At 67.8% G+C, this 20,895-nt stretch carries 20 protein-coding genes and 1 tRNA gene; 6 read left to right on the forward strand and 15 right to left on the reverse strand.

Features of this window, described 5'->3' with window-relative positions; translation table 11 throughout:
* Nucleotides 1-14: 14 nt before the first annotated feature.
* Complete coding sequence (locus tag AWC25_RS26905) at nucleotides 15-185, forward strand: hypothetical protein (RefSeq protein ID WP_169717155.1); 171 nt, start codon at nucleotides 15-17, stop codon at nucleotides 183-185.
* 93 nt (nucleotides 186-278) lie between these two features.
* A complete protein-coding gene (locus AWC25_RS21755) occupies nucleotides 279-818 on the forward strand; it encodes a GNAT family N-acetyltransferase (protein ID WP_069400138.1) in 540 nt (179 codons plus the stop codon).
* Nucleotides 819-825: 7 nt separating this feature from the next.
* Here the strand turns inward: AWC25_RS21755 and AWC25_RS21760 are convergent, their stop codons facing one another.
* Nucleotides 826-2,439: an MFS transporter gene (locus AWC25_RS21760; RefSeq protein ID WP_069400139.1), complete on the reverse strand. Its 1,614-nt coding sequence runs from the start codon at nucleotides 2,437-2,439 to the stop codon at nucleotides 826-828.
* 227 nt (nucleotides 2,440-2,666) lie between these two features.
* Between AWC25_RS21760 and AWC25_RS21765 the strand changes: the two genes are divergently transcribed.
* Nucleotides 2,667-3,353: a Type 1 glutamine amidotransferase-like domain-containing protein gene (locus AWC25_RS21765; protein WP_069400184.1), complete on the forward strand. Its 687-nt coding sequence runs from the start codon at nucleotides 2,667-2,669 to the stop codon at nucleotides 3,351-3,353.
* Nucleotides 3,354-3,371: 18 nt separating this feature from the next.
* Here the strand turns inward: AWC25_RS21765 and AWC25_RS21770 are convergent, their stop codons facing one another.
* Both AWC25_RS21770 and AWC25_RS21775 read right to left on the reverse strand, forming a co-directional pair.
* Complete coding sequence (locus AWC25_RS21770) at nucleotides 3,372-3,716, reverse strand: STAS domain-containing protein (protein ID WP_069400140.1); 345 nt, start codon at nucleotides 3,714-3,716, stop codon at nucleotides 3,372-3,374.
* Nucleotides 3,716-7,855 (reverse strand): SpoIIE family protein phosphatase, encoded by a 4,140-nt coding sequence (locus AWC25_RS21775; protein ID WP_244899573.1) that lies wholly within the window; start codon nucleotides 7,853-7,855, stop codon nucleotides 3,716-3,718. Before AWC25_RS21775 ends, AWC25_RS21770 begins: the two co-directional genes overlap by 1 nt.
* Before the next feature lie 365 nt (nucleotides 7,856-8,220).
* Between AWC25_RS21775 and AWC25_RS21780 the strand changes: the two genes are divergently transcribed.
* Nucleotides 8,221-8,291: transfer RNA gene (locus tag AWC25_RS21780), tRNA-Cys, on the forward strand.
* Here AWC25_RS21780 and AWC25_RS21785 read toward each other — a convergent pair.
* The 8 genes from AWC25_RS21785 to AWC25_RS21820 all read right to left on the reverse strand — a co-directional run bounded on the left by AWC25_RS21785 (nucleotide 8,283) and on the right by AWC25_RS21820 (nucleotide 14,059).
* Nucleotides 8,283-8,690 (reverse strand): YchJ family protein, encoded by a 408-nt coding sequence (locus tag AWC25_RS21785; RefSeq protein ID WP_244899574.1) that lies wholly within the window; start codon nucleotides 8,688-8,690, stop codon nucleotides 8,283-8,285. The genes AWC25_RS21780 and AWC25_RS21785 overlap by 9 nt on opposite strands.
* A gap of 20 nt (nucleotides 8,691-8,710) precedes the next feature.
* Complete coding sequence (locus AWC25_RS21790) at nucleotides 8,711-9,454, reverse strand: hypothetical protein (RefSeq protein ID WP_085167594.1); 744 nt, start codon at nucleotides 9,452-9,454, stop codon at nucleotides 8,711-8,713.
* Nucleotides 9,451-10,365: a vWA domain-containing protein gene (locus AWC25_RS21795; protein ID WP_085167597.1), complete on the reverse strand. Its 915-nt coding sequence runs from the start codon at nucleotides 10,363-10,365 to the stop codon at nucleotides 9,451-9,453. Before AWC25_RS21795 ends, AWC25_RS21790 begins: the two co-directional genes overlap by 4 nt.
* On the reverse strand, nucleotides 10,362-11,333 hold the full coding sequence (locus AWC25_RS21800) for a hypothetical protein (protein ID WP_085167599.1): 972 nt from the start codon (nucleotides 11,331-11,333) through the stop codon (nucleotides 10,362-10,364). Before AWC25_RS21800 ends, AWC25_RS21795 begins: the two co-directional genes overlap by 4 nt.
* On the reverse strand, nucleotides 11,324-11,797 hold the full coding sequence (locus AWC25_RS21805; protein ID WP_069400145.1) for a hypothetical protein: 474 nt from the start codon (nucleotides 11,795-11,797) through the stop codon (nucleotides 11,324-11,326). Before AWC25_RS21805 ends, AWC25_RS21800 begins: the two co-directional genes overlap by 10 nt.
* Nucleotides 11,787-12,653, reverse strand: coding sequence for a DUF58 domain-containing protein (locus tag AWC25_RS21810; protein WP_069400146.1), 867 nt, complete (start codon nucleotides 12,651-12,653; stop codon nucleotides 11,787-11,789). Before AWC25_RS21810 ends, AWC25_RS21805 begins: the two co-directional genes overlap by 11 nt.
* A gap of 18 nt (nucleotides 12,654-12,671) precedes the next feature.
* Complete coding sequence (locus AWC25_RS21815) at nucleotides 12,672-13,673, reverse strand: AAA family ATPase (protein ID WP_069400147.1); 1,002 nt, start codon at nucleotides 13,671-13,673, stop codon at nucleotides 12,672-12,674.
* A gap of 62 nt (nucleotides 13,674-13,735) precedes the next feature.
* Nucleotides 13,736-14,059: a hypothetical protein gene (locus AWC25_RS21820; RefSeq protein WP_069400148.1), complete on the reverse strand. Its 324-nt coding sequence runs from the start codon at nucleotides 14,057-14,059 to the stop codon at nucleotides 13,736-13,738.
* A 236-nt stretch (nucleotides 14,060-14,295) separates the two neighbouring features.
* Between AWC25_RS21820 and AWC25_RS21825 the strand changes: the two genes are divergently transcribed.
* On the forward strand, nucleotides 14,296-15,267 hold the full coding sequence (locus AWC25_RS21825) for a LacI family DNA-binding transcriptional regulator (RefSeq protein ID WP_069400186.1): 972 nt from the start codon (nucleotides 14,296-14,298) through the stop codon (nucleotides 15,265-15,267).
* Nucleotides 15,268-15,364: 97 nt separating this feature from the next.
* Nucleotides 15,365-16,774 (forward strand): aldehyde dehydrogenase family protein, encoded by a 1,410-nt coding sequence (locus AWC25_RS21830; RefSeq protein WP_085167602.1) that lies wholly within the window; start codon nucleotides 15,365-15,367, stop codon nucleotides 16,772-16,774.
* A gap of 115 nt (nucleotides 16,775-16,889) precedes the next feature.
* Here the strand turns inward: AWC25_RS21830 and AWC25_RS21835 are convergent, their stop codons facing one another.
* From AWC25_RS21835 to AWC25_RS21850, 4 genes are all read right to left on the reverse strand, one after another.
* On the reverse strand, nucleotides 16,890-17,954 hold the full coding sequence (locus AWC25_RS21835; protein ID WP_069400150.1) for an alpha/beta hydrolase fold domain-containing protein: 1,065 nt from the start codon (nucleotides 17,952-17,954) through the stop codon (nucleotides 16,890-16,892).
* A 42-nt stretch (nucleotides 17,955-17,996) separates the two neighbouring features.
* The gene (locus AWC25_RS21840; RefSeq protein WP_069400151.1) at nucleotides 17,997-19,142 is read right to left on the reverse strand and encodes a zinc-binding dehydrogenase; all 1,146 of its coding nucleotides are present in this window, start codon (nucleotides 19,140-19,142) and stop codon (nucleotides 17,997-17,999) included.
* Between the two features lie 83 nt (nucleotides 19,143-19,225).
* Entirely contained in the window at nucleotides 19,226-20,152 is a 927-nt protein-coding gene (locus AWC25_RS21845; RefSeq protein ID WP_085167604.1) for a TPM domain-containing protein, read from the reverse strand.
* Nucleotides 20,153-20,324: 172 nt separating this feature from the next.
* Nucleotides 20,325-20,864, reverse strand: a complete 540-nt coding sequence (locus AWC25_RS21850) for a hypothetical protein (protein ID WP_085167606.1) — start codon at nucleotides 20,862-20,864, stop codon at nucleotides 20,325-20,327.
* Nucleotides 20,865-20,895 lie beyond the last annotated feature (31 nt).

Consider the following 20,895-nt stretch of genomic DNA (forward strand, 5'->3'; position numbering starts at 1 on the left):
AATGTTCATCGGTCGTGGCGGCGGCGCCGGCGGCGGTCGTGGTGGTGGCGCCGGCGGCGGTCGTGGTGGTGGCGCCGGTGGGGCCCGCGGCGGCGGCGCTGGCGGTGCTCGCCGCGGCGGCGGTGCCGGCGGCGGCAAGTAGTTTCAACCCTTTTCCGTTGTGCCCCTTCACGTTTCGTTTGTGAGACACCGGGGCCGCAAGATGTGCCCGACGAATGTCCCGTTGCGGCGTCACGCTTCAACGGGCATCGTCGGCGCGTTCCTGCAAGACTGCTGACATGCAAACGATCAGCGGTACCGTGCGCACGGCCGCGCCACACGATGCAGCGTCCTGCGTTGCGATCTACCGCCCGTACGTCGAAGACACCACGATCAGTTGGGAATTCGAAGCGCCCAGCCCCGACGAGATGGCCCGACGCATCGCCTCGGCCCAAAACGCGCACGAGTGGCTCGTTCTCGAAGATGACGATCAGGTCATCGGCTTTGCCTACGGCCACGCGCTGATCAGCTTGCCCTCTTTCCAATGGTCTTGTGAGACGGGCATTTACATCAGTCGCGACCATCACCGCGCCGGCTGCGGTCGCACCCTTTACACGGAAGTGCTGAACCGCCTCGCCGCGCGCGGCTACCGCAGAGTATTCGCCGGCATCACCCAACCCAACGAGGCCAGCAACGCCTTCCACCGGTCGTTCGGGTTCGAGGATGTCGGCGCGTATCGGCGCGTGTACTTCAAGCACGGCCGCTGGCACGATGTCGCGTGGATGCAAGCCGATTTGGGACCCGCCGACCTGCCCGACCCGCCAGCCCCGATCGGGTAACGCGCGATCAGCGACGCATGCGCAACGCCAGGTAGTACTCGTGTCGACGAGTTTGATCCACGGTGTAGCTGATCGCCTTGGTGACCCCGTCGTGGTCGATATCCACCCACCGCTCGGTGCGCAGGCGCTCGAACTCGCTCCACGACGTCACGGTGAATCGCTCCAGGATCGAGTTGGGTTCTCCCATAAAGTGATACAGCCGCCAGCTGTGGCCGCCGGTTCGTAGCCGCGACCGCCGGACCGCTTTCATCGCTTCGAGGAAGTTGTCCAGGTTTTCCGGCGCCACCTGATACCGGACGGTCACCAGGACCGGTCCGTCCTGCGGGCAGGGTTCGAACACCAGCGTCGGTGTGGGCCACGCGCTGGACACCTCGACGCTCACCCGTCCGGTGGAAGGCCGCAAACCGACCACCGACACGCTGAGCGCGGTAAGGCCCAGCACTGCCGCGGACCCCATCATCGCGACGTGCAGCCCGAAGTGTGTGGCAAGCGCGCCCCACAGATAGGCGCCGAATGCCTGAGATCCCGTGGACACCAACAGATAGACCGACAGCCCGCGAGCGCGGACCCAGCGCGGCAACGACAGTTGTGCGGCGGCGTTCAACGTCGTCAGCGTGATCAGCCAGGCCGTCCCGGACAACATCAGGAACGGCAGTGCGGCGGAAAACGGCAGCCAGATCACGGCCAGTGGCGCAAGACCGTACGCGGCGGCCGAGGCTCCGAGCAACACATTGTCCGACATTCGCGCATGCAGCGGATCGGCCGCGACGACGGCGAGTATGGCGCCGGCTCCGATGGCGCCGAGTGCCACACCATAACCGCTGGCATTGAGGTGCCAGCGGTGCGCCGCGGCCACCGGCAGCAGCGCGAGTATGGCAGAGGCGGGAAACAGGAAAAGCGCTGTGCGCAACAAGATCCTGCGAAAAATCGGACTGTTCCCGACGTATTGCACTCCGGACAGGATTGCCTGACCGAGGCGTTCTCGCTCCAGCGGCGCGATTTGTTTCGGACGATTCCACGCGCGCAGCGCAATGATGATCGCCGAGAACGACACCGCGTTGATCGCGAAGACGGCCGCGGGCCCCAGCCATGCCACCACGATGCCGCCGATTGCCGGTCCGATCGCCCGGGTGGAGTTGGCTGACACACTGCCCAACACCGAGACCGCCGGGATCTGCTCACGCGGCACGACTTCGGGTTGGATCGCCTGCCAGGCGGGCCCGGTCAGGGCCGCGGCAAAGCCGATGGCCAACGTGAACAGCAGCAGTCCGGTCGGGGTAAGCCGGCCAAGGTTGGTCAGCACGGCCAAAGCGAGTGCCACGATCACGGCATACGTCTGCAGGAAGATCAGCAGCCGGCGGCGGTCGAACAGGTCGGCCAGCACACCGGCGAACAGGCCCAGCAGCAGGGTCGGTCCCAGGCTTGCCGTCTGCACCAGCGCCACAACGACATCGGGGCTGTGCTTTTCCACCAGGAACCACTGCGCCGCCACCGCCTGCATCCACGTCCCGATATTGGAGATGAACTGCGCGACGAACAGACCCCGGTACACGCGATTGCGCAGCGGGGCCCACGTCGACGGCTTCGCGCCGTCGACACGTTCCGTGTCCTGGATCACCACACCACCGATGGTCGATAGCCCTTCGCTCGGCCAGCACGCGGGTGACGCCCCTGGCGCTTGTTTCAAGGATTAAAAGTTTATGACACTTTCATCTGGCGCTCGTGCCAAGGATCGGCCCACGGTAGCCCCATCCGGTGGTGGCGGCCCGGTCCCGCTGCATCCGTTGCGAGCCAACAGTTCTGGCAACCGCTGATACTGTCAATTCCGTGTCCGGCACGGATCAGAAAGTGAGTTCTTGCCAGCCGCTGTATTTGCTGGCGGACAGTCAGCTGCTGTTCTGGAAGCAGCACGGGCGGCCGCTGCTGCAATCGGCGCTCGACGGGTTGGATACGCACGCCGCGCCGAGCGCCGCCTATGTTGGTGCCTCCAACGGGGATCGTCCGGAGTACTACGAGATCTTCGAGGCGGCGATGGATGTGGTCGGGATCACCGACCGTCGCATGATCGCTTCGTCGTTCGGGCCCGCCGACCGCGACTTCCTGACGCACGCCGAGGTGATCGTCCTCGCGGGCGGCGACGTGCGGCTCGGCTGGACCACATTCGAGAAGACCGGCATGAAAGGCGTGATCCTGGACCGCTATACCGGCGGGGCGATCCTGGTAGGCATTTCCGCCGGCGCCGTCCAGCTCGGGCGCTACGGCTTCGTGGAGTCTTTAGACCGCTCCGGCACCGAGGTGTTCGAGGTGTTCAATCTGGTGCCCGCGATCATCGACACCCACGACGAGCAAACCAACTGGGCCCGGCTTACGCGCACCGTCGAGTCGATGAGGGGTGCCGCGGCCGGGTTCGGAATCCCGTCCGGCAGCGGACTCGTCGTGCATGCCGACGCCGCGATCGAACCGCTGCGCCGACCCGCGCACCAATTCCGTTTCGACGGCGACACCGTCACGCATTCACTGCTGCGTGCTGAATAGGAAGTCAAGTACCCCAAGCTAATTCAGGTGCGGGCCGTCGCCATCGGAGGGCGCCGGCCCGGATTCCAGCATCGCGACCTTGTCGAGACCGCTGATGGTGAGCACCCGAACCAGCACGTGGTGAACGATGATGTGCAGATTATCGACCTTGTCGGCATGGTCGAAAAGCGCGTTGATGCCCGCACTGTCGATATACCTGATGGCGCTCAGATCGATTGTGATCGGCTGGCGGGTTCCGGCGCTGGTGGCGTGCAGCGCGTGCCTGAATTGGGCGACATTGCTCAGATCGATCTCGCCTGTCGCGGTCAGTCGAGGCAGTCCGTCGGGGCCGCGGCTGGTCTTCAGGTGAAGCTCGGCGGCCATCAGGTGATCCTCGCGTACAAATGCACGGTCGTGCCGGCCTCGGAGGAGTGGATCATCAGGTCCTCCACCAGGCCCCGCATCAGGGTGATGCCGCGGCCCCGGCTGATTCCGGGGACGGTGCGCGGCTGCTTCCAGGTGCCGCTGTCGATGACGGTCACTTGCAGGGCATCGACGACAGCGGTCGCCCGCAGCGAGACGGTGCCCTCGGCATGGTCGCGGTATCCGTGCTCGATCGCGTTGGCGACCGCCTCACCGGCCGCGGTGAGCACGTCCTGGATCTGACCCGGCCCCACCCCCACCCGAGTTAGCCAGCCACGCAGCGCGGCGCGGCTCGGGGCGAGATGTTCGACGTCGGCCTCGAAGTTCATCGACAGCGGGGCAGGCTGCCGATACAGCAGTATCGCAACGTCATCGGGATAACCCCCGCCCGGCGCGAGCCGGGACATGAGACGGTCGGCCACGTCGTCAAGCGACAGCGAACGTCCGTCCTGGATCAGATCGGTGGCACTGGCGACGCCCTCGTCGATCGACTGGCCACGCCGTTCGACCAGGCCGTCGGTATACAGCAGCAGCGTCGTCCGTGGCGGCATCGTCACGGTCGCCTCCGCGCGAGACCAGTCCGCCCGTACCGCCAGCGGAAGCCCGTGCCCGCCTTCCAGCTGCGCGGTGGTGCCGTCGGCATGCACCAGGATGGGCGGTGGATGCCCCGCACTGGAATACGCCAGCTCCCCGGTCGCGACCGTGAGCACCGCGCAAAACGCGGTGGCACACCGGGCCCCGGGCAGGCGGGCCGCGAAGCGGTCCAGACCGGTGAGCACGGCACCGGGGCTGGGCCGCTCGAGAAGCAGTGCGCGACAAGCACTTCGGAGCTGACCCATCACCGTCGCGGCGGCCAGGCCGTGTCCCACACAGTCGCCGACGATCAATGCGACCCGGCCGTCCTTGAGATCGACCAGGTCATACCAGTCGCCGCCGACCTGTAACGGGTGGTTCGCGGGACGGTAACGAACCGCGAAACCGGCGGGCAGCGTCGTCGGGCCGAGCATCGCGTGCTGCAACGCCAACGCCGTTTCGCGTTGCTCCTCGAGCTGATAGACCCGGTGCAGACCCTGGCTGAGCCGGCCGCCCAGAACCTTCAACAGGTTGTGATCCTCGGCGGTGAACGGGCGCCGCTCCCGCAATTCGAGCCAGACCACCAGCACGCCACGGGGATGCTGCAGCGAGATGCCGGCCGTGTTCGGCGCATCGGACGCCGTGGTGAGCAGTTCGGAATCGCGTAGCGGCTCGATCAGCTCCCGCTGCCGCGGCGCCAGCTCGGCCCAGTCACACGGCACACCGGCACACACCAATGCCGGCGCGGCCGCCCGCGGGTCGTCCCGGCCGAACGTCACGGCCAGTACCTGGCGAGCGTCCCACGTGTCGCGGAGCTCCCGGGCCGCACCCTGCAAGGTGTCCTCGAGCGTCTCTGCTTGTGCCAGTTGCTGATTCAATCCGGCCAATGCGACCTGGCTCTGTACGACGTAGTGCTCGGTCGTCACGTCGCGCAGCGTGCCCACCATGATGCGACGACCGGTGTCCGGATCGTCGACGCGACTGAAATTGGCCGCGACCCACAGACGATGCCCGTCACGATGGATCGCCGCAGCGGTGAAGGCACCCTGCGTCTGTGCCAGCAGCCGGTCGAACACCGCCTCCACCTGTCGGCGTGCCTCGGGTTCGGTGTCGGCCGGCGGCCACCAGGGGTGAGGAGGCCGATACGGCAGTCCCTCGGGTCCGTATCCCAGGATGTCGGTGAACGCGGCATTGACCTCGATGACGGCGCCGTGTTCGTCGCAGACGAAGAACCCCTCTTGCAGCGATTCCACCAGGGCGGTGCGCCACCGGGCGTGGTGGCTGCGCAGCCGCGACAGCTCCACATTCGCCCGTACCCGGGCCAGCAGTTCGGCGGCGGCGAACGGCTTGACGAGGTAGTCGTCGGCGCCGGCGAGCAAGCCCTGCACGGAGGCTTCCTGGCCTGCGCGCGCCGACAGCAGCAGGACGGGCAGCGCGGCGGTGCGCGGATCGCTGCGCAACGCCGCAAGCAGCTGCAGACCGTCTAGTTGGGGCATCATCACGTCGCTGATAACCAGGTCGGGGGCCTCGGCGCGGATCGCGTCCAGCGCCTGTTGCCCGTCATTGACGGTGCTGACCCGGTAGCCGGAGGTGTGCAGCAAATGGGTCAGATACTCGCGCACGTCGGCGTTGTCGTCGGCGACCAGCACGTGGGTCCCGTCGCGCAGGTGTCCGGTCGGCGCGACGGCGGTCATCATGGCGGTGGCACTCGTACCGGATTCGGTGTCGAGGTCACCGGGCAGCCAGCGCAGCGCCTCTTGGACATACGGTTCGGCGATCACCCCGGGGCTCGGCGGTGTTGCCGGCGGGCAGGAGATCTCGTCGGGCGGCAGGTGTGCGGCACCGAACGGCAGACGAATGACGAAACTCGTTCCCACGCCCTCCTGGCTGTCGGCGACGATGCTGCCGCCATGCAACCCGACGAGTTCCTTGACCAGGGCCAGCCCGATGCCGCTGCCTTCGGTGGAGCGGGCGCGCGCGTTCTCCACGCGGTGGAAACGCTCGAACAGGTGAGGCATTGCCGCGGCGGGCAGGCCGACCCCGGTGTCGGTGACGACGACGACGGCGTTGGTGTCGTCGCGGTTCACACGCACCGTGATCGCCCCGTGGAAGGTGAACTTCAGTGCGTTGGACAGCAAGTTGAGGATGACCTTCTCCCACATCTCGCGGTCCAGGTACACCGGTTCGTCCAGCGGCGGGCAGTCCACCGTGAAGGTGAGGCCGGCACGCTCGATCGCCGAGCGGAAGACGCTGGCCAGATCCGCGGTGAGGGTGGCGACGTCGGCGGGCTCGAACCGGGCTCGCATGCGCCCCGCCTCGATCCGGGAAAAGTCCAGCAGCGTGTTGACGAGTTTCGCCAGGCGCAAGCCGTTGCGATGAATGAGCTCCAACTCCTGGCGTGCGGTTTCGTCGATGCCTGTCGCGCGGCGGCGCAGATCGTCGATCGGCCCGAGAATCAGGGTGAGGGGAGTCCGGAATTCGTGGCTGACGTTGGAGAAGAACGTGGTCTTGGCGCGGTCGAGCTCGGCCAGTTCCTCGGCGCGCCGCTGCTGGGCTTGATAACTGCGCGCGCTGCCCACGCCGGCGGCAATGTAGCCGGCCACCAGCTGCACGAAGCCGCGGTATCCGTCGTCGAGCGGGCGGTACCGGTTCAGCGCGGCCACCAGGAACCCAACCGGCTCCCCGCCCTGCTGCAACAGCGGCACCACCAGCGCCTGCGTCGGCGGCTCGCGCCAGGCGCCCGTCGGCAGGTGCCCGGCATGGAAGTCGAGATTGCCGTCGAGCTCGACGAGTTCGGTGACACCGTGCCCCACCGCGGCAGCGGGCCAGGGTGATTGGGCGCCGGCCGGCACGATCTGCGGTGCCGCCGGATGCCCGGGGACGATTCCACTGACCCCGGCCAACAGTGCGTCGCCATTGTCGCCGAACAGGTAGGTCATCGAGAACGGCAGATCGTGGGGGTTAGTCGCGAGTTGGCGCGCCGCGTAGTCGAGCATTTGACGCTCGGTGCGCACCACGCTCGGATCCGACCCGAGGTCGCGCAGTGTCGAGATCCGGCGCTGCGCGATGACGCGGTCGGTGTCCTCCCGGACCACGCAGAGCATCCCGACCACGCTGGCGTCGTCGTCGCGCAGCGCGCTGTAGGAGAACGTGTGATACGACTCCTCGGGATAACCGGACCGCTCAAGGATCAGCAGCAACGCTTCGTCCCAGGTGGCCTCCCCGGTCGCCAACACGCTGTCGATCCGAGGACCGATGTCACCCCAGATCTCCGCCCACACCTCGCGGGCCGGGCGGCCCAGTGCCCAGGGGTATTTGCGGCCCAGGGTGTCGCGCCGGTAGGCGGCATTGCAGAAAAACGTCAGCTCCGGGCCCCACGCCATCCACATCGAAAACCGGGACGACAGCAAGATGTTGACCGCCGTGACGAGGCTTTGCGGCCAGTCCTGCACCGCACCGAGCGGCGTGGCGGCCCAGTCGACCGCGGCTAAGTCGCGACCGATCTGCTGGTCTGCCCGGAAAACCACTGCCGTCCCTTCCGATTGCTCAAACCCAAGGCGGTCGCGCACCGCTGCCCGTTGCGGTTCCGTTCCAGACAATCACTTCCCCGGTTCGGGCCGCCAGCTTTTCGCTGGATAGTGCACAATCGTGACGTTGTCGCGGGCCCACGCCTTGGGTAAATGGCTTATACGGTTTGCGGCGCCGACGATTCGGCTGGACCGCAGGTGTCGTTTAGCCAGTACCGAGCGGACGTAAACGACGTCGTCCCGGCATCGCCGCAACGCCGTTGTGCGCCAAGAGTTGTCGCATCGAAAAGGCTGGCGCGGTGAAATGATCGCGCCGAGGCAAACACTGGCCGCGCGCCGCGCGTGCTGGCAGGGTGACGCGTTGTGCGGGTGTGGCTGAGCGGCTAGGCAGCGGCCTGCAAAGCCGTATACACGGGTTCGAATCCCGTCACTCGCTCGATGTATCCGCCGTGACGGCATCGAGATAGAGCCATCGGCCGGCGCGGCGCGCGAACCGGCTGCGCTCGTGCAGGGTGCCCCTGCGGCCGCCGGATTCGAATCGGGCGATGAATTCCACTTCGCCGTAATCGTCGTCGGGACCGCCCGCGTCGGTGTCGACCACGTCGAGGCCGAGCCAGGTGATGCCGGAGTCGACGGCAACGTCGGCCGGCCGCGTGCGCGGGTGCCAGGTCCGAAAAAGGTAGTCGGCGTCGCCGTAGGCGAAGGCCGAATACCTCGACCGCATCAGTGCCTCGGCCGACCGGGCGAGTGAGTCGCCGCGGTGCAGGGGCCCACAACAGCCGCGATACCCAATGCCGGTGCCGCACGGGCATGGCGGCCCCAGGAGTTCGTTCACCCCACGAGGGTGACAGACGGCTATCGCGACCCGTCGGTCGGCGCGGCGCCGGCCGCGTCCTGCAGCACCTGCTGCAACTTGTCGAACGGGTCGCCGGCGGCCGGGTCCAGCGCCCGGGGCGGGATTTCGCGTCCGTCGGCTCCGACGGCCGGCGGCGGCGGTGGTGGTGGCGGCGGCGGTGGCGCCATGGGTGGCGGCGGTGCAGGCACCCGCGGCGATGAGGTGTCCAGCGCAGTCCGCTTGGCCGCCAACCGGTTCGTGGTGTCGTCGCGGAGGGCGCGACGCTGCGGATCGGGGTCGTCGTTGCCGGAGAAGCACGCGCCGGGCGCACCGTCGATGACGGCCAATGCGCTGACGTAGCGTTCGTCCGCGCGTGCCCGGTTGCCGGCGGCCGCGGCGCGGTCGCCCTGGGCCTCGCGGACCAGTTCGAGGTTGACACGCACCGGGCAGGACCGGGCGGCATCGGTGCGAACCAGCGCGGCCGAGAAGTCGGTGTCGGCGTCGTCGAGTCGCCCGTCGAGCACGGCCGCGGTGCCCGCGGCGAACGGCGCGTTGGCCTGCTCGATTACATTGCCGATGCCTAGAATCGCGGCATCGGCACGCACCGCGTTCCCGTCGCGCAGCGCGAAGGAGGACACCGCGGAATTCCCGGCTAGGACAACGGAAATCAACTTCACGATGCTCAACACCGCGGCCACGGTCAGCGGGGCGGAGTAGATCAGCAGGCGCCTGCGCAGCCGCAATCGCGCCGGACCGCGCGTCACGACACCAAACCCCGTCGGGCGATGCGGCCGCGCCGGAACTCGCGGACAAAAAGATAGATCTCGGCGAGGAGCAACGCCGCCGTGAGCAACGCGGGCAGCCAGTACAGCTCGATCCGCTGCTGAGTCTCCGGCCCGCGCCGTGTGTCCGGCAGCGTAAGCCGCAGCGCCTGGCCGGGATGCCGGAGTAGATACGGCACGTCGAATTGCGCCGCGATGCGGCTTAATTCGACCTCATCGATGGCGTCGCCGCGCCCGTATCCCAGCACCGCCCCACCGGTCACCGACGCCTGGGTGAGGTCGAAATCCGGCCCCTGCGCCTCCGACTCCCCCGGCGCGCCGGAACCGAAGTACAGCACCACGTTGCGCGAACCCGGGTACTGCTGTGCCGCCTGCATCAGCTGGTACCGCACCACGGTGCCGGCCGCCGCGGTGTTGGCGCGGCCGCTCTGGTCGGAGGCGAGCGCCGCAACGGACGGGCGCAGACTCCACACATCTTGTGACAGCGGCCAATTCAGCGTCGCCTTCGAGGCGAAGGTGATCAGCGCGTACCGGGCCGCCGGGTACCGGTTGATCACCGCCGACATGTCGTCGCGCATTCCGCCGAGTCGCGTTTTGCCGGCGCCGTAATCGTCGACCGCGGAGTCGGCCGACCGGTCGACGATCATGAACACGTTGAGGTTCGCGCCGGCCGGTGCGCCACCGCGGTTTTCGGTGTGCCGCAGTGCCGGACGTGTGCTCGCCGCGATCACCAACAGCACCGCGAGGGTAACCCCGCCCCAGCGCAGCACCGCGGGAATGCGCCGGCGACCGGCCGATACCAGCACCTGGCGCAGCGCCACCGCGCGTGCAAAAGCCAGCGCGCCGGCGACGACGGCGAGGATCGGCCAGGGCAGCACGGGCTGAAACGTCATCGGCGCAACACCAACAGGGCCACCGAAAGCACGGCGACCGATAGCAAGGCGAGCACCAGCGGCACCACCGGCTCATCGGCGAGGTCTGTGGTCACGACGGTGCCGTCGGCCCGGCGCGCCGGCGGGGCGTGTGTCCGAACGTCGTCGAGGGCCCCGGCCACCGAACTCGGCTGCGGTGTGAGATAGCGGCCGCCGGTGCGCGCGGTGAGCTGTTGCAGCGAACCGCTCGCCGGCGACGGGCCGGTGTCGAGCACGTTGACTTGCACGCCGGTCCGCTCAGCCAGGTTGCGCGTAGTGGTGTCGGTGAACAGCGCCGCCCGTGGTTCCCCGGCAGCACGCACCTGCGCGGGACCGAGATAAATCACCGAGCGCCGCTGCGTGCCCCGCTGCTCCGCGCTGGGGAAACCCGAAAGACACAGCGCCAGAACGTCATCGGTGCTCGGCGCATAGTCGGTGTAGGGCACCTTCGGAGCGAACGACTGCCCGGTGGGTGCGGCGGCGTAGTCGCCGAATCGGGCCGCGGCGTACTGGTGATCGCGCGTCAGCGGCACCAGGCGACGGTTGACCGATGTCAGCCCGATGCGCTGGGCCGCGGGAGAGTTGACCGTCTGCCGCGCGAAGTAGTCGAGCAGCTCCGCGGTGGCCGCGTCCGTCACCGGCTGTCCCACGCAAAGCATGATGTCCTCGGGGTGAGCCGCGTCGAAGTCGTTGCCCGCCACCGTCGGGCGGGACGCCGCCCACGTGACCGCGGTGAACATGACCGTCAACACGACCAGCGTCACCACCGTCGACAACGAACGCAGCCGCGCCACCCTCGCGTACTCGGGCAGCCGGGTCAGCCGGGCGACGTTGGCCAGCGGGCGCAACCGCCGTCGCGCGGCCGCCATCGGCAAAAGGGCGGCCAGCGCGACGATCGCGACCAACGCGGCCGACCCGAAAAGCGCTACCGGCCACCACTTCAGCTCCACGAGCGGATCAACTCCTGCGCTCGGGCACTGACGTCGGCGACGTCGACCGTCGTCTGGGCGTTGAACTGCGCATCGCCGAGCTGGGTCAGCAACGGCGCGGCCGCACCCAGATCCGCGTCTGCCAGGGCACCGACGTGCAGGTACTGGGCACGCTCGCCGGTCGCCTGGTGCAAGAAACTGCGCAGGGTCCGGCTGATCGCCGCGCACGCGGCCGCGGACGACATCCGTCCGGCGTCGTGGTCGTCGGCGATGCCCTGGACGCAGCGCGCGAATCGGCGGCGGATCAGCCACGCGTGTACCCGCCGCACGCCGGGGATCCCTCGCAACTGGTGCGAAGGCAGCGTCCATAGGAAAATGATTGCATACCAACATGTCACGGCAACGATGAGCAGCACCGCCCAGCACAGCCACCAGGACGAGTACGGCTGCGGGCCGAAGATGTGGCGCAGCGGGTCATCCGGCACGGGCGGCCACCTCGGTCAGGCGGACGAGTTCGCGCCGAATGTCGTCGCTGCCGGCAACGAGGGCATGCGGGATCGCGTGCTCGGCAAGGAAAGCCTCGAGGTGCGCGCGCCGAGCCTGCTCGGCGCGCCGATACGCGGCGACGATCCGCGGCCCCAACTCCGCCCCGTTCAACACGAAACGACCGGTCGCGACGTCGTACCCGTCGGTGTTGTCGGGCCCCACCGCGGGCATGTCCGACACCATCACCCACATGATGTCGTGGCGCCCAACGAGTTTGGTCAGCACCGCGCTGAGCCGGTCGTCGACATCGGGTTCGTCGGAAACCGCGATGATCAGCATGGTGTGGCGGTAATGCGTGGCGATGTAGTCGAGTTGGCCGGTGATGTCGCTGCGTTCGGGATCGGTGGTGGCGTGCTGATACCAGCGGTGCAGGAGGCCCTCGATGTGCGATTCGCCGCGCCGCTGCGGAATGTTCACGCAGCCGCGGCGGTCACCGTAGACCATGCCGATCTGATCGGAACGCCGCAGGCCGATCAATCCCACCGCGCCCATGACGTTGGCGGCGACGTCGCGTTTGTACTCGCCGCTGGGGGCCAGCGCTGACATGTTCTGCCCGGCGTCGGCGGCAAGCAGGATCTTGTGATGCTTTTCGGAGACGAATCGTTTGATGAGGACACCGCCGGAACGCGCGGAGACCTTCCAGTCGATGTCGCGGACGTCGTCGCCGGGAACATACGGCCGTAGGTCGTCGAATTCCATGCTGCGCCTGTGTAATAGCGCGTAGCGGCCGCCTTCGAGCAGGCCGCGGGTGTCGGTGCCGAAGTGCGCCTTCGCGCGGTTGAGGTGCTTACCCACGTTGCAACCTGGGACAGCTCAAGGAACCCGGACGACCCGCAGCACGGCGTCGATCACGACCTCGGGGGTGATGTCGGCGCTGGCCGCCTCGAATCCGAGGATGAGCCGGTGCCGCAGCACCCGGTGGGCGAGCTTTGCGATGTCCTCGGGCAGCACGTGCGCGCGGCCGGCCAGCACCGCCTGCGCCCGCGCGGCCTTGCAGAATGCGATGGTGGCGCGGGGGCTGGCCCCGTACTCAACCAACCGGGCGATCTGCTTGGGCAGCGCCCGCGCCGGGTGGCGGGTCACCTCGACCAGTTGGCTGGCGTAGAGCATCAGCGCGTGATCCATGTGGACGTGACGCACCACATCCTGCAGGCGTAGCACGTCGTCGACGCTGACGACCGGCGCGGTGGGCTGCGCCTTGTCGTAGATGCCCGCGTCGATCCGCGCCATCACCTCCACCTCTTCCTGCGGAGAGGGGTAACGCACGATCTCCTTGAGCAGGAAACGGTCGGTCTGCGCCTCCGACAGCGGATAGGTGCCTTCCTGGTCGACGGGGTTTTGGGTGGCGATGACCAGAAACGGGTCCGCGAGGGGATATAGCTGCCCGGCTATCGTGGTCTGTCGCTCCTCCATCGCTTCGAGCATCGCGCTCTGCGTCTTCGCGCTCGACCGGTTGATCTCGTCGAGCAGCACGATGTTCGCGTGCACCGGACCCAGCTGGGTGACGAAAGAGTTGTTCGACGAGTCATAGATCTGGGTGCCGATGATGTCGCTGGGCAGCAGGTCGGGCGTGCATTGAATGCGTTGAAAGCGGCCATGAATCGACTCGGCGAGCACCTTGGCGGCCGTGGTCTTGGCCAGGCCCGGCACGCTCTCGAGCAGCACGTGGCCGCCAGCGAGCAGACCGATCAACAGCGACTCTCGAAGTTCGCGCTGCCCAACGATCTTGGCGGCGAATGCCTGTGAGATGGCGTCTACGATGCGCTGGGCGTCGTCAAGTTCGCGCTGATCCGGTTGTGTCCGTGCGGTAGTCATACGCCCGCTGGGGTACCCGGCCGCGCACATTCCACACCTGGCGCGCTACGGCGTTCGGTGCCTTACAGGCCGGGCAAGCAGATGGGCGATCCGTTGCAGGTATTGGCCGGGGACGGATCTCCCTCCAGGATGTGTGCGCCGACTTGGATGCCTCCCTCGGTCCCCGGGTGTCCGAGGCTGCCTCCGTAGTAGTGGTGACATCTGTTCATGTCCCACACCACGTCCGGCATTGGCAACGGACTACCGGGGCACCAGACGTAGCTGCACATCGCCAGCTGGTTACAGATTCCCGTTCCCGGGTCCGCCTGGGCAACGCCCGTGCCGACGCCGGCGCCGGCCAATGCCACGGTGCCGGACAGCAGCCCAGCGGCAAGGATGCGTTTCATGTGGGTTCTCCTGGTCGTGGTCGGGGGTTCGCTGTCGATTCCAGACCCGCGGCCGCGACTGCGGGCCAATAGTGCGATCTTCCCTGTACAGGGCGCAAAAAGATAGTCCAATGGGTAAGTCGCGCTGCCGCTGCCGAAGGTTGCCGAGGCACCGATCGGGCGGGGCCGGTGGCGCGGGTCGCAGTAAGGTGATCCCGATCCGTCCTGCCGAAGGACGGCGGCGGCGGGAGGTCGAACTGAGCGTGGAAGGTAGGCCGACCAAGGCCGACGTGGCGCGCCGAGCGAACGTGTCCACCGCGACGGTGAGCTATGTGCTCAACAACTCCGAGGGACGGACGATTTCGGCCCAGACACGTGCCGCGGTGCACAGTGCCGCCGCCGAACTCGGGTATCGGCCCAACCTGGCGGCCCGCAACCTCGCCCGCGGCAAAAGCGGTGTGGTGCTCTACATCGTGCCGCAACTGGCCGGCGGTGAGATGCCGATGCAGGTGGGCACGCGCATGACGACCGAGCTGACCCGCCGCGGCATCATGCAGGTCCAGCTGTTCGAGACCGAACACGACGACGCCGTCGCCGACGCCATCAACCAGCTCCAGCCGATCGCGGTCACCAGCCTATTCCCCTTGGGCCGCAAGGCATCTGGTGCCGTGACCGCCGCCGCCATCCCGCACATCTGCGTGCACACCCTGCCGGGGCTGGGCGACCCGCAGTATTCGGTCGGACAGCTGCGCGTCGACCATCTCGTCGCGCGGGGCCATCGGCAGCTGGCGTTCGGCTACTCCGGTGATCCGCGGTGGCGCGCGCTCGGCGACTACTGGATCGACGGTGTCCGACGCGCCGCCCAGCGGCAGGGGCTGCCCGAGGTCGTCGTGCAGGCGTTCACGCCGGCCGACAGCGCCGCGGCGGTCGGTGAATTGCACGCGGCGGGTGTCACCGCCGTCTGCGCGCAAAGCGACGAGCTCGCCTTCGTCGTGCTCGACGGCATCCGCCGCGCCGGGCTGCGATGCCCCGACGATCTCGCCGTCATCGGGGTGGACGCCACGGCCCTGTCCCCCTTCAGCACGCCTGCCCTGACCACCGTCTCATTCGACCGGAGCGCAATCGCCGAAGTCGCGCTGTCGGCGGTGTTGACCGAGCTCGGCCTCGCCGACGACGCAGCTCCGCCGGCCCGCGACATCGCGACGCTGGTCGTCCGAGCGTCCACCTAACCGCGACCCGACGCCCGCGCCCGCTCTAGACACCCTCTGGTTACGCGCGTAACCTCTGTCGGGCAACGACCCACGCCGGCGACCGAAGGAACCAGCATTGACCAGCACCACGATTCCGGTCTTCAACCCCTCCACCGAAGAGCTGATCACCGAGGTCCCCGATTCCGACCAGGCCGCCGTCGACGCGGCGGTGGCCCGGGCGCGCGAAACCTTCGAGTCGGGCGTGTGGCGCAAGGCCCCCGCCTCCCACCGCGCCAACGTCCTGTTCCGCGCGGCCCGCATCATCGAGGAACGCACCGACGAGCTCGCCGCGCTCGAGGGCCAGGACAACGGCATGAACCTGACCGCGGCGCGGCACATCGTTCCCGTGTCGGTCGCCATGCTGAAGTACTACGCCGGCTGGGTCGGCAAGATCCACGGCGAATCGGCCAACCTGGTCTCCGACGGCTTGCTCGGCACCTGGGAGACCTACCACACCTTTACCCAGCTCGAGCCGGTCGGCGTCGTCGGCCTGATCATCCCGTGGAACGGGCCCTTCTTCGTCGCGATGCTCAAGGTCGCGCCCGCGCTGGCCGCTGGGTGCAGCGCGGTGCTCAAGCCCGCCGAGGAAACCCCGCTGACCGCGCTGAAGCTCGAGGAGATCTTCCGCGAGGCGGGTCTGCCCGACGGCGTGCTGAACGTCATCACCGGCTACGGCGAGACCACGGGCGCGGCCATGACCGCGCATCCGGGCATCGACAAGATCTCGTTCACCGGGTCGACCGAGGTCGGGCGGCTGATCGTCAAGGCAGCCGCCGGCAACCTCAAGCGGCTCACCCTCGAACTCGGCGGCAAGTCGCCGCTGATCATGTTCGACGACGCCAACCTGGACAAGGCGATCATGGGTGCGGGCATGGGGCTGCTCGCCGGCTCTGGGCAGAACTGCTCGTGCACCTCGCGGATCTATGTCCAACGCGGCATCTACGACCAGGTCGTCGACCGGCTCGCCGAGTTCGCGCAGATGTTGCCGATGGGCGGCAGCGAGGACCCCGATTCGGTGCTGGGGCCGCTGATCAGCAACAAGCAGCGCAAGCGCGTGGAAGGCATCGTCAACGACGGCGTGGCCGACGGCGCGAAGGTGATCACCGGCGGCAAGCCGATGGACCGCAAGGGCTACTTCTACGAGGCCACGATCATCACCGACACCACCCCCGAGATGCGGCTGATCAAGGAGGAGATCTTCGGCCCGGTCGGCTGTGTGATCCCGTTCGAGGACGAGGCCGAGGTGATCGCCGCCGCGAACGACACGCACTACGGGCTGGCCGGATCCATCTGGACCGAGAACCTCTCCCGCGCCCACCGCATGGCGAATGAGCTTCGCGCGGGCCAGGTTTGGGTGAACTCCTCGCTTGCGGCGGACCCGTCGATGCCGATCTGTGGCCACAAACAGTCGGGGTGGGGCGGCGAGCGGGGCCGCAAGGGGATCGAGGCCTACTTCAACACCAAGGCGGTCTATATAGGCCTATGAGAGGCTATGAGGGGCTTTCTTGCGCGCGAGCCTAACGCCAGGACCAAAATTGGCGCGGTTTTTCGCACTGAGGTTAGGCTCGCGGCGCCTGGGCGCCGCGGCTAATGGGCCCGGCCTAACCCAGGCTCTTGGCGAAGCCGCTCAGGTCGCGCACGCTGGCCGCGAACACGTCGGGCATCGCGGCGGGAAACATCAGATCGCCTCCGTGGCAGGTTCCCGCGACCATCCTGCCCACCGCGGGTACACCGGCACGCACCAGACGCCGATAGTAGGCCAGCCCCTCATCGCGCATCGGATCGAGTTCGTTCACCGAGATCACGTGCGGCGGAAGGCCTTTGAGGTCTTCGATGGTTGCCACACCGGCGAAACAGGTGGGATCGTTCGAGTGTTGCTGGTCGGGGTCGTAGAGCGAACCCAACAGTTCCGCCTGCTGAAGGCTGATGAAATACCCGTCGCATTCGCGCAGCGACGGCAACTCGTCGGGCGGCTCGTGCCATTGGTTCGAGATGTACGGGCACTGCACATACAAGCCCGCGATCTCGTGCAGCCACCCTTCGCGTTTCGCCTTGTGCCCCACCGTCAGCGTGAGATTGCCACCACCAGACTCGCCGGACACGACCAGATGACTCACGCCGAGCTCGACTCGATGCGCCGCGACCCAGCGGACTCCGGCGGCGCAATCGTTGAGCCCGGCGGGAAATGGGTGCGGACCCAGCTTGCCGCCGGAATTGCGGAACTCGACCGCGACCACGACCAGACCGGTACCGGCCAGGTGCTCGCACAACCGGCGGTAGGTGGGATCGGCGGCGCTGGCGATGGCCATGCCGCCGCCGTGCAGGTGCACGATGGCCGGCACTGGGCCGGTGTCGGCCGGGCGGACGGGGCGGCTGATGTACAACGTCACGTCGTTACCGTCTTCGCCGATGATGGTTGCCGTCGTGGTCGCCACCCCGTCGGCGTCGGGTATGCCGGGTGCGAACGCGCCGAGAACGGCGCCCATCCCCTCCTCGCACATCGCCGCGTACGCGAGCCGTTCCTCCAGCGGGGCATCGATGGTCAGCGGCACCGTGGGCGCATTGTTGTCGAGACCCAACGGCGCGAGAGCTTCCACCATGCGCGGGTCCGACCGCGGGTCGGTGCGTAGACAGCAATCCGGATCAGCCAGCCGACCGTTGGTCATTTTGCGACTGTACTGTCGCCGCGGCCCGCGTCGCTAGGCCCGTTACGGGGCGGCGTGCGGGGTCACCAGAAACTTCGCTCCGGTGGCCCGCTTGACGTACTGGTGGAAGGCGTCGGGCTGGAGCATGCCGGCCAGCGACACCTCACGGGTGTAGTTGCTCGCGAACGTGGTGGTGAGTTCCGCGGCAACCCGGGCACGGAGCCGCCCAATGGTTTCGGCGCCCGCGGTTTGCAAGAACGGGGTGAGCAGCCAGCCGCCGACGCCCCAGGCCATGCCGAAGTTTCGGGTGAGCACCGTCGGGCCGGTGTCGAGCATGCCGTAGATGTAGACCTGCTTATGCACGCTGGAGCCGTAGCGCGAATACTCGGCGGCGTTCGCGTTGGCGGCTTGTTCCATGGCGTTGAGGATTTGGCTCGCCAGGGTGCCCCCGCCCGTGGCGTCGAAGGCCAGTGTCGCGGCCGTGGCTTTGAGGGCCTCGACGAGATCATCGTGGAACGAGGGCGATGTCGAGTTGAGGACGTGAGTCGCGCCCAGCGACTTCAGCAGGTCTTCCTGTTCGGGTTTGCGGACGATGTTGACCAACGGGATGCCGTCTTGACCGCAGATCTTGACCAGCATCTGGCCCAGGTTCGACGCGGCGGCGGTGTGCACGAGGGCGGAATGACCTTCGCGGCGCGTGGTTTCGGTCATGCCTAGCGCGGTCAGCGGATTGACGAAGGACGATGCTCCGTCCCTCGCGGTGGCCCCGTCGGGCAGCACCAGACACGCGGCGGCGTCGACCGCCCGGTATTGCGAGTACATCGCGCCGGCGGCGATCGCCACGGTCTTCCCGAGCAGTGCCTGAGCCGCCGACGAGGTCCCCGCCGCCACCACCGTGCCGGCGCCCTCGTTGCCCACCGGAAGCGATTGGCCCAGACGCGCTTTGAGCGCCTTGATGGCGCCGTCCCCGAGCCGGGCGGTGACGACGGGGCGCTCGGGTGTGCCCGCGACGGTCGCGGTCGCCATGTCCGCGGTGGCGAGCAGCAGGCCCAGATCCGATGGGTTGATCGGCGCTGCCTCCACGCGCACGAGTACCTCGGTGGGGCCGGGAGTCGGCACGGCAACTTCCTGCAGCGAGAGTTCCAGCGTGCCATCGGGGGTCACCAGCGATCGCAACTCCAATGCTTCGCCGGGCAGATCTGCGGTCATGCGTGTGCCTCGTTCCTGTTATGGGCGTGTCCTGGCCGGGTCAACGCTTAAGACGGCGACAGATCTTCCTGCGCGGGATTACCTCAGTTGCGTGCGCCGCCGCGTCGTGGCGTGCGGTGGGCCGCCTGCACGTCGGCGTTGGCCAGTGTTTGGGCTTGAGCGGCCAGCGTCGATGCCCGGTTGGCGTCGGCAATTGCGTCGACGGCATTGCCGGTTTCCTTCCGGCGTGCGGCGGCCAGATATTGCTTTGTTTCTTTGACCAGGGTCTTGGCCTCGGCGCCGACGCTGCGGCGATGCCTGCTGACGTAGTCGGAGACTTGGCGTGCCCGAGCGTCGGCGACAGCCAGCGCCTGGCGCACGGGATCGGCGGGACCGTCGAGGTCCGCCGGTTCGCCGCCGGGAACGCGGCGGCGCGCCGTCCGCCTGCGACGGGACGCGCGGTACAGCAGCAGAACGGCGACGGCGACGGCCAGCGCGACGGCGACGCCGATGGCGATCTGCAGCCAGACATGCGTGGACTTGGTCGCTGTCGTGTTCAACGCGCCGGTGGCGTCCAACCGGTCGGCGGCAGCGATGGCGGCCCCGGCCCAGTCCTTGGACCCCACCGCTGGCTCAATACGGTTGCGACGCAAGCTGTTTAGCTCATCTGGGGTCAAACCCTGCAGCTGCGGCGGCACGCTGAATGCGTACGCCTTGGTGTTGGTGGCCACCGCCAGCAGCACGTCGTGGTCGCCCATCCCGCTGGCGGTGCGGGTTTTGTCCGCCCAGTTCTCGGGTCTGTACCGGCTGAAGTTGTCGACGTAGACCACCCACAGTTGAATGCGGCGGTCCTGGTAGAGCTGATCGATTGCCTCAGCGATCGTCACTCGGTCGGCATCGGCCAGTACCCCGCTGCTGTCGGTGATGTGCTCGGTGAGCTGCGACGGTGGTTGCGCGTCGGCGCAGGGTGCCAGCAGGAACCCCGCGGCAAGGCTCGCCAGGATTACCGCAAACAGGCGCACAATCCGCATCTTCGTAATCTAGCCCGCATCGGGCCGAGAGCCGAGGCCGTGGATGCCGACGTTCAACGCGCGCAGCTCGCGGCCGGAGCACTGCGCGTTATGCGTAACGTTCGCTGCAGGTCGGGCGGATCCGGCGTGGCGCAGAGATCCGTTGGCGCCGAATGCTTTTGGGGACGGTCCGTCAGGTGTGCACTTTCCAACCGGCTAGCGGGGTGGGTGCTGCGGGCGCGTTGGGATCGTCGAACTCGATGAAGACGTCGCCCTGTTTCACGGTGCCCTCGTAAGCGATGAAGCCGTGGGCGGTCTGGCCGTTCGTGACGGCGCCGGACCGCAGCGGCGGAGTCTTGTTGATCTGCTGATAGTCGACCGTGGACGAGCCCGCTTGGGTGTCCCGGTACGGGTCTTGTCGCCACGGCGAGGAGGCGGCGGTGATCGATGCCGAGCTGTAGGCGAACGGCGTGTCGGATTTGCCGACGATCGTGAGCTCGATGACGGTGCACCCGCCGGCGGAGCAGCCGGACGAAACCCAGGTGGCGTTGTTGAGGGTGACGTCGGCGGTCGCGGTGCTGTACTCCGTGACATGGATGGTGGTTCCGCTCTTCCCGGTCGGGAACGGCGGTTGCTGCGGCGTCGGATCGGCACTGCTTCGGGGTGCCGTCGTGCACGCGATGATCGCCAGCGATACCGCCAGCGCTGCCCGCAAGGGAGTCGATGTGACCATCTGGAGACGATAACCCGCACGCGTGTCGCGT

The organism is Mycobacterium sherrisii (assembly GCF_002102355.1).
Lineage (GTDB): Bacteria > Actinomycetota > Actinomycetes > Mycobacteriales > Mycobacteriaceae > Mycobacterium > Mycobacterium sherrisii.

Bases quoted from the DNA above. Each gene is read 5' to 3' on its own strand.
- AWC25_RS21755 (WP_069400138.1), top strand. From the start codon at position 279: ATGCAAACGATCAGCGGTACCGTGCGCACGGCCGCGCCACACGATGCA.
- AWC25_RS21770 (WP_069400140.1), bottom strand. From the start codon at position 3,716: ATGGCCGCCGAGCTTCACCTGAAGACCAGCCGCGGCCCCGACGGACTG.
- AWC25_RS21795 (WP_085167597.1), bottom strand. From the start codon at position 10,365: ATGACGTTTCAGCCCGTGCTGCCCTGGCCGATCCTCGCCGTCGTCGCC.
- AWC25_RS21815 (WP_069400147.1), bottom strand. From the start codon at position 13,673: ATGACTACCGCACGGACACAACCGGATCAGCGCGAACTTGACGACGCC.
- AWC25_RS21820 (WP_069400148.1), bottom strand. From the start codon at position 14,059: ATGAAACGCATCCTTGCCGCTGGGCTGCTGTCCGGCACCGTGGCATTG.
- AWC25_RS21835 (WP_069400150.1), bottom strand. From the start codon at position 17,954: ATGACCAACGGTCGGCTGGCTGATCCGGATTGCTGTCTACGCACCGAC.
- AWC25_RS21840 (WP_069400151.1), bottom strand. From the start codon at position 19,142: ATGACCGCAGATCTGCCCGGCGAAGCATTGGAGTTGCGATCGCTGGTG.
- AWC25_RS21845 (WP_085167604.1), bottom strand. From the start codon at position 20,152: ATGCGGATTGTGCGCCTGTTTGCGGTAATCCTGGCGAGCCTTGCCGCG.
- AWC25_RS21850 (WP_085167606.1), bottom strand. From the start codon at position 20,864: ATGGTCACATCGACTCCCTTGCGGGCAGCGCTGGCGGTATCGCTGGCG.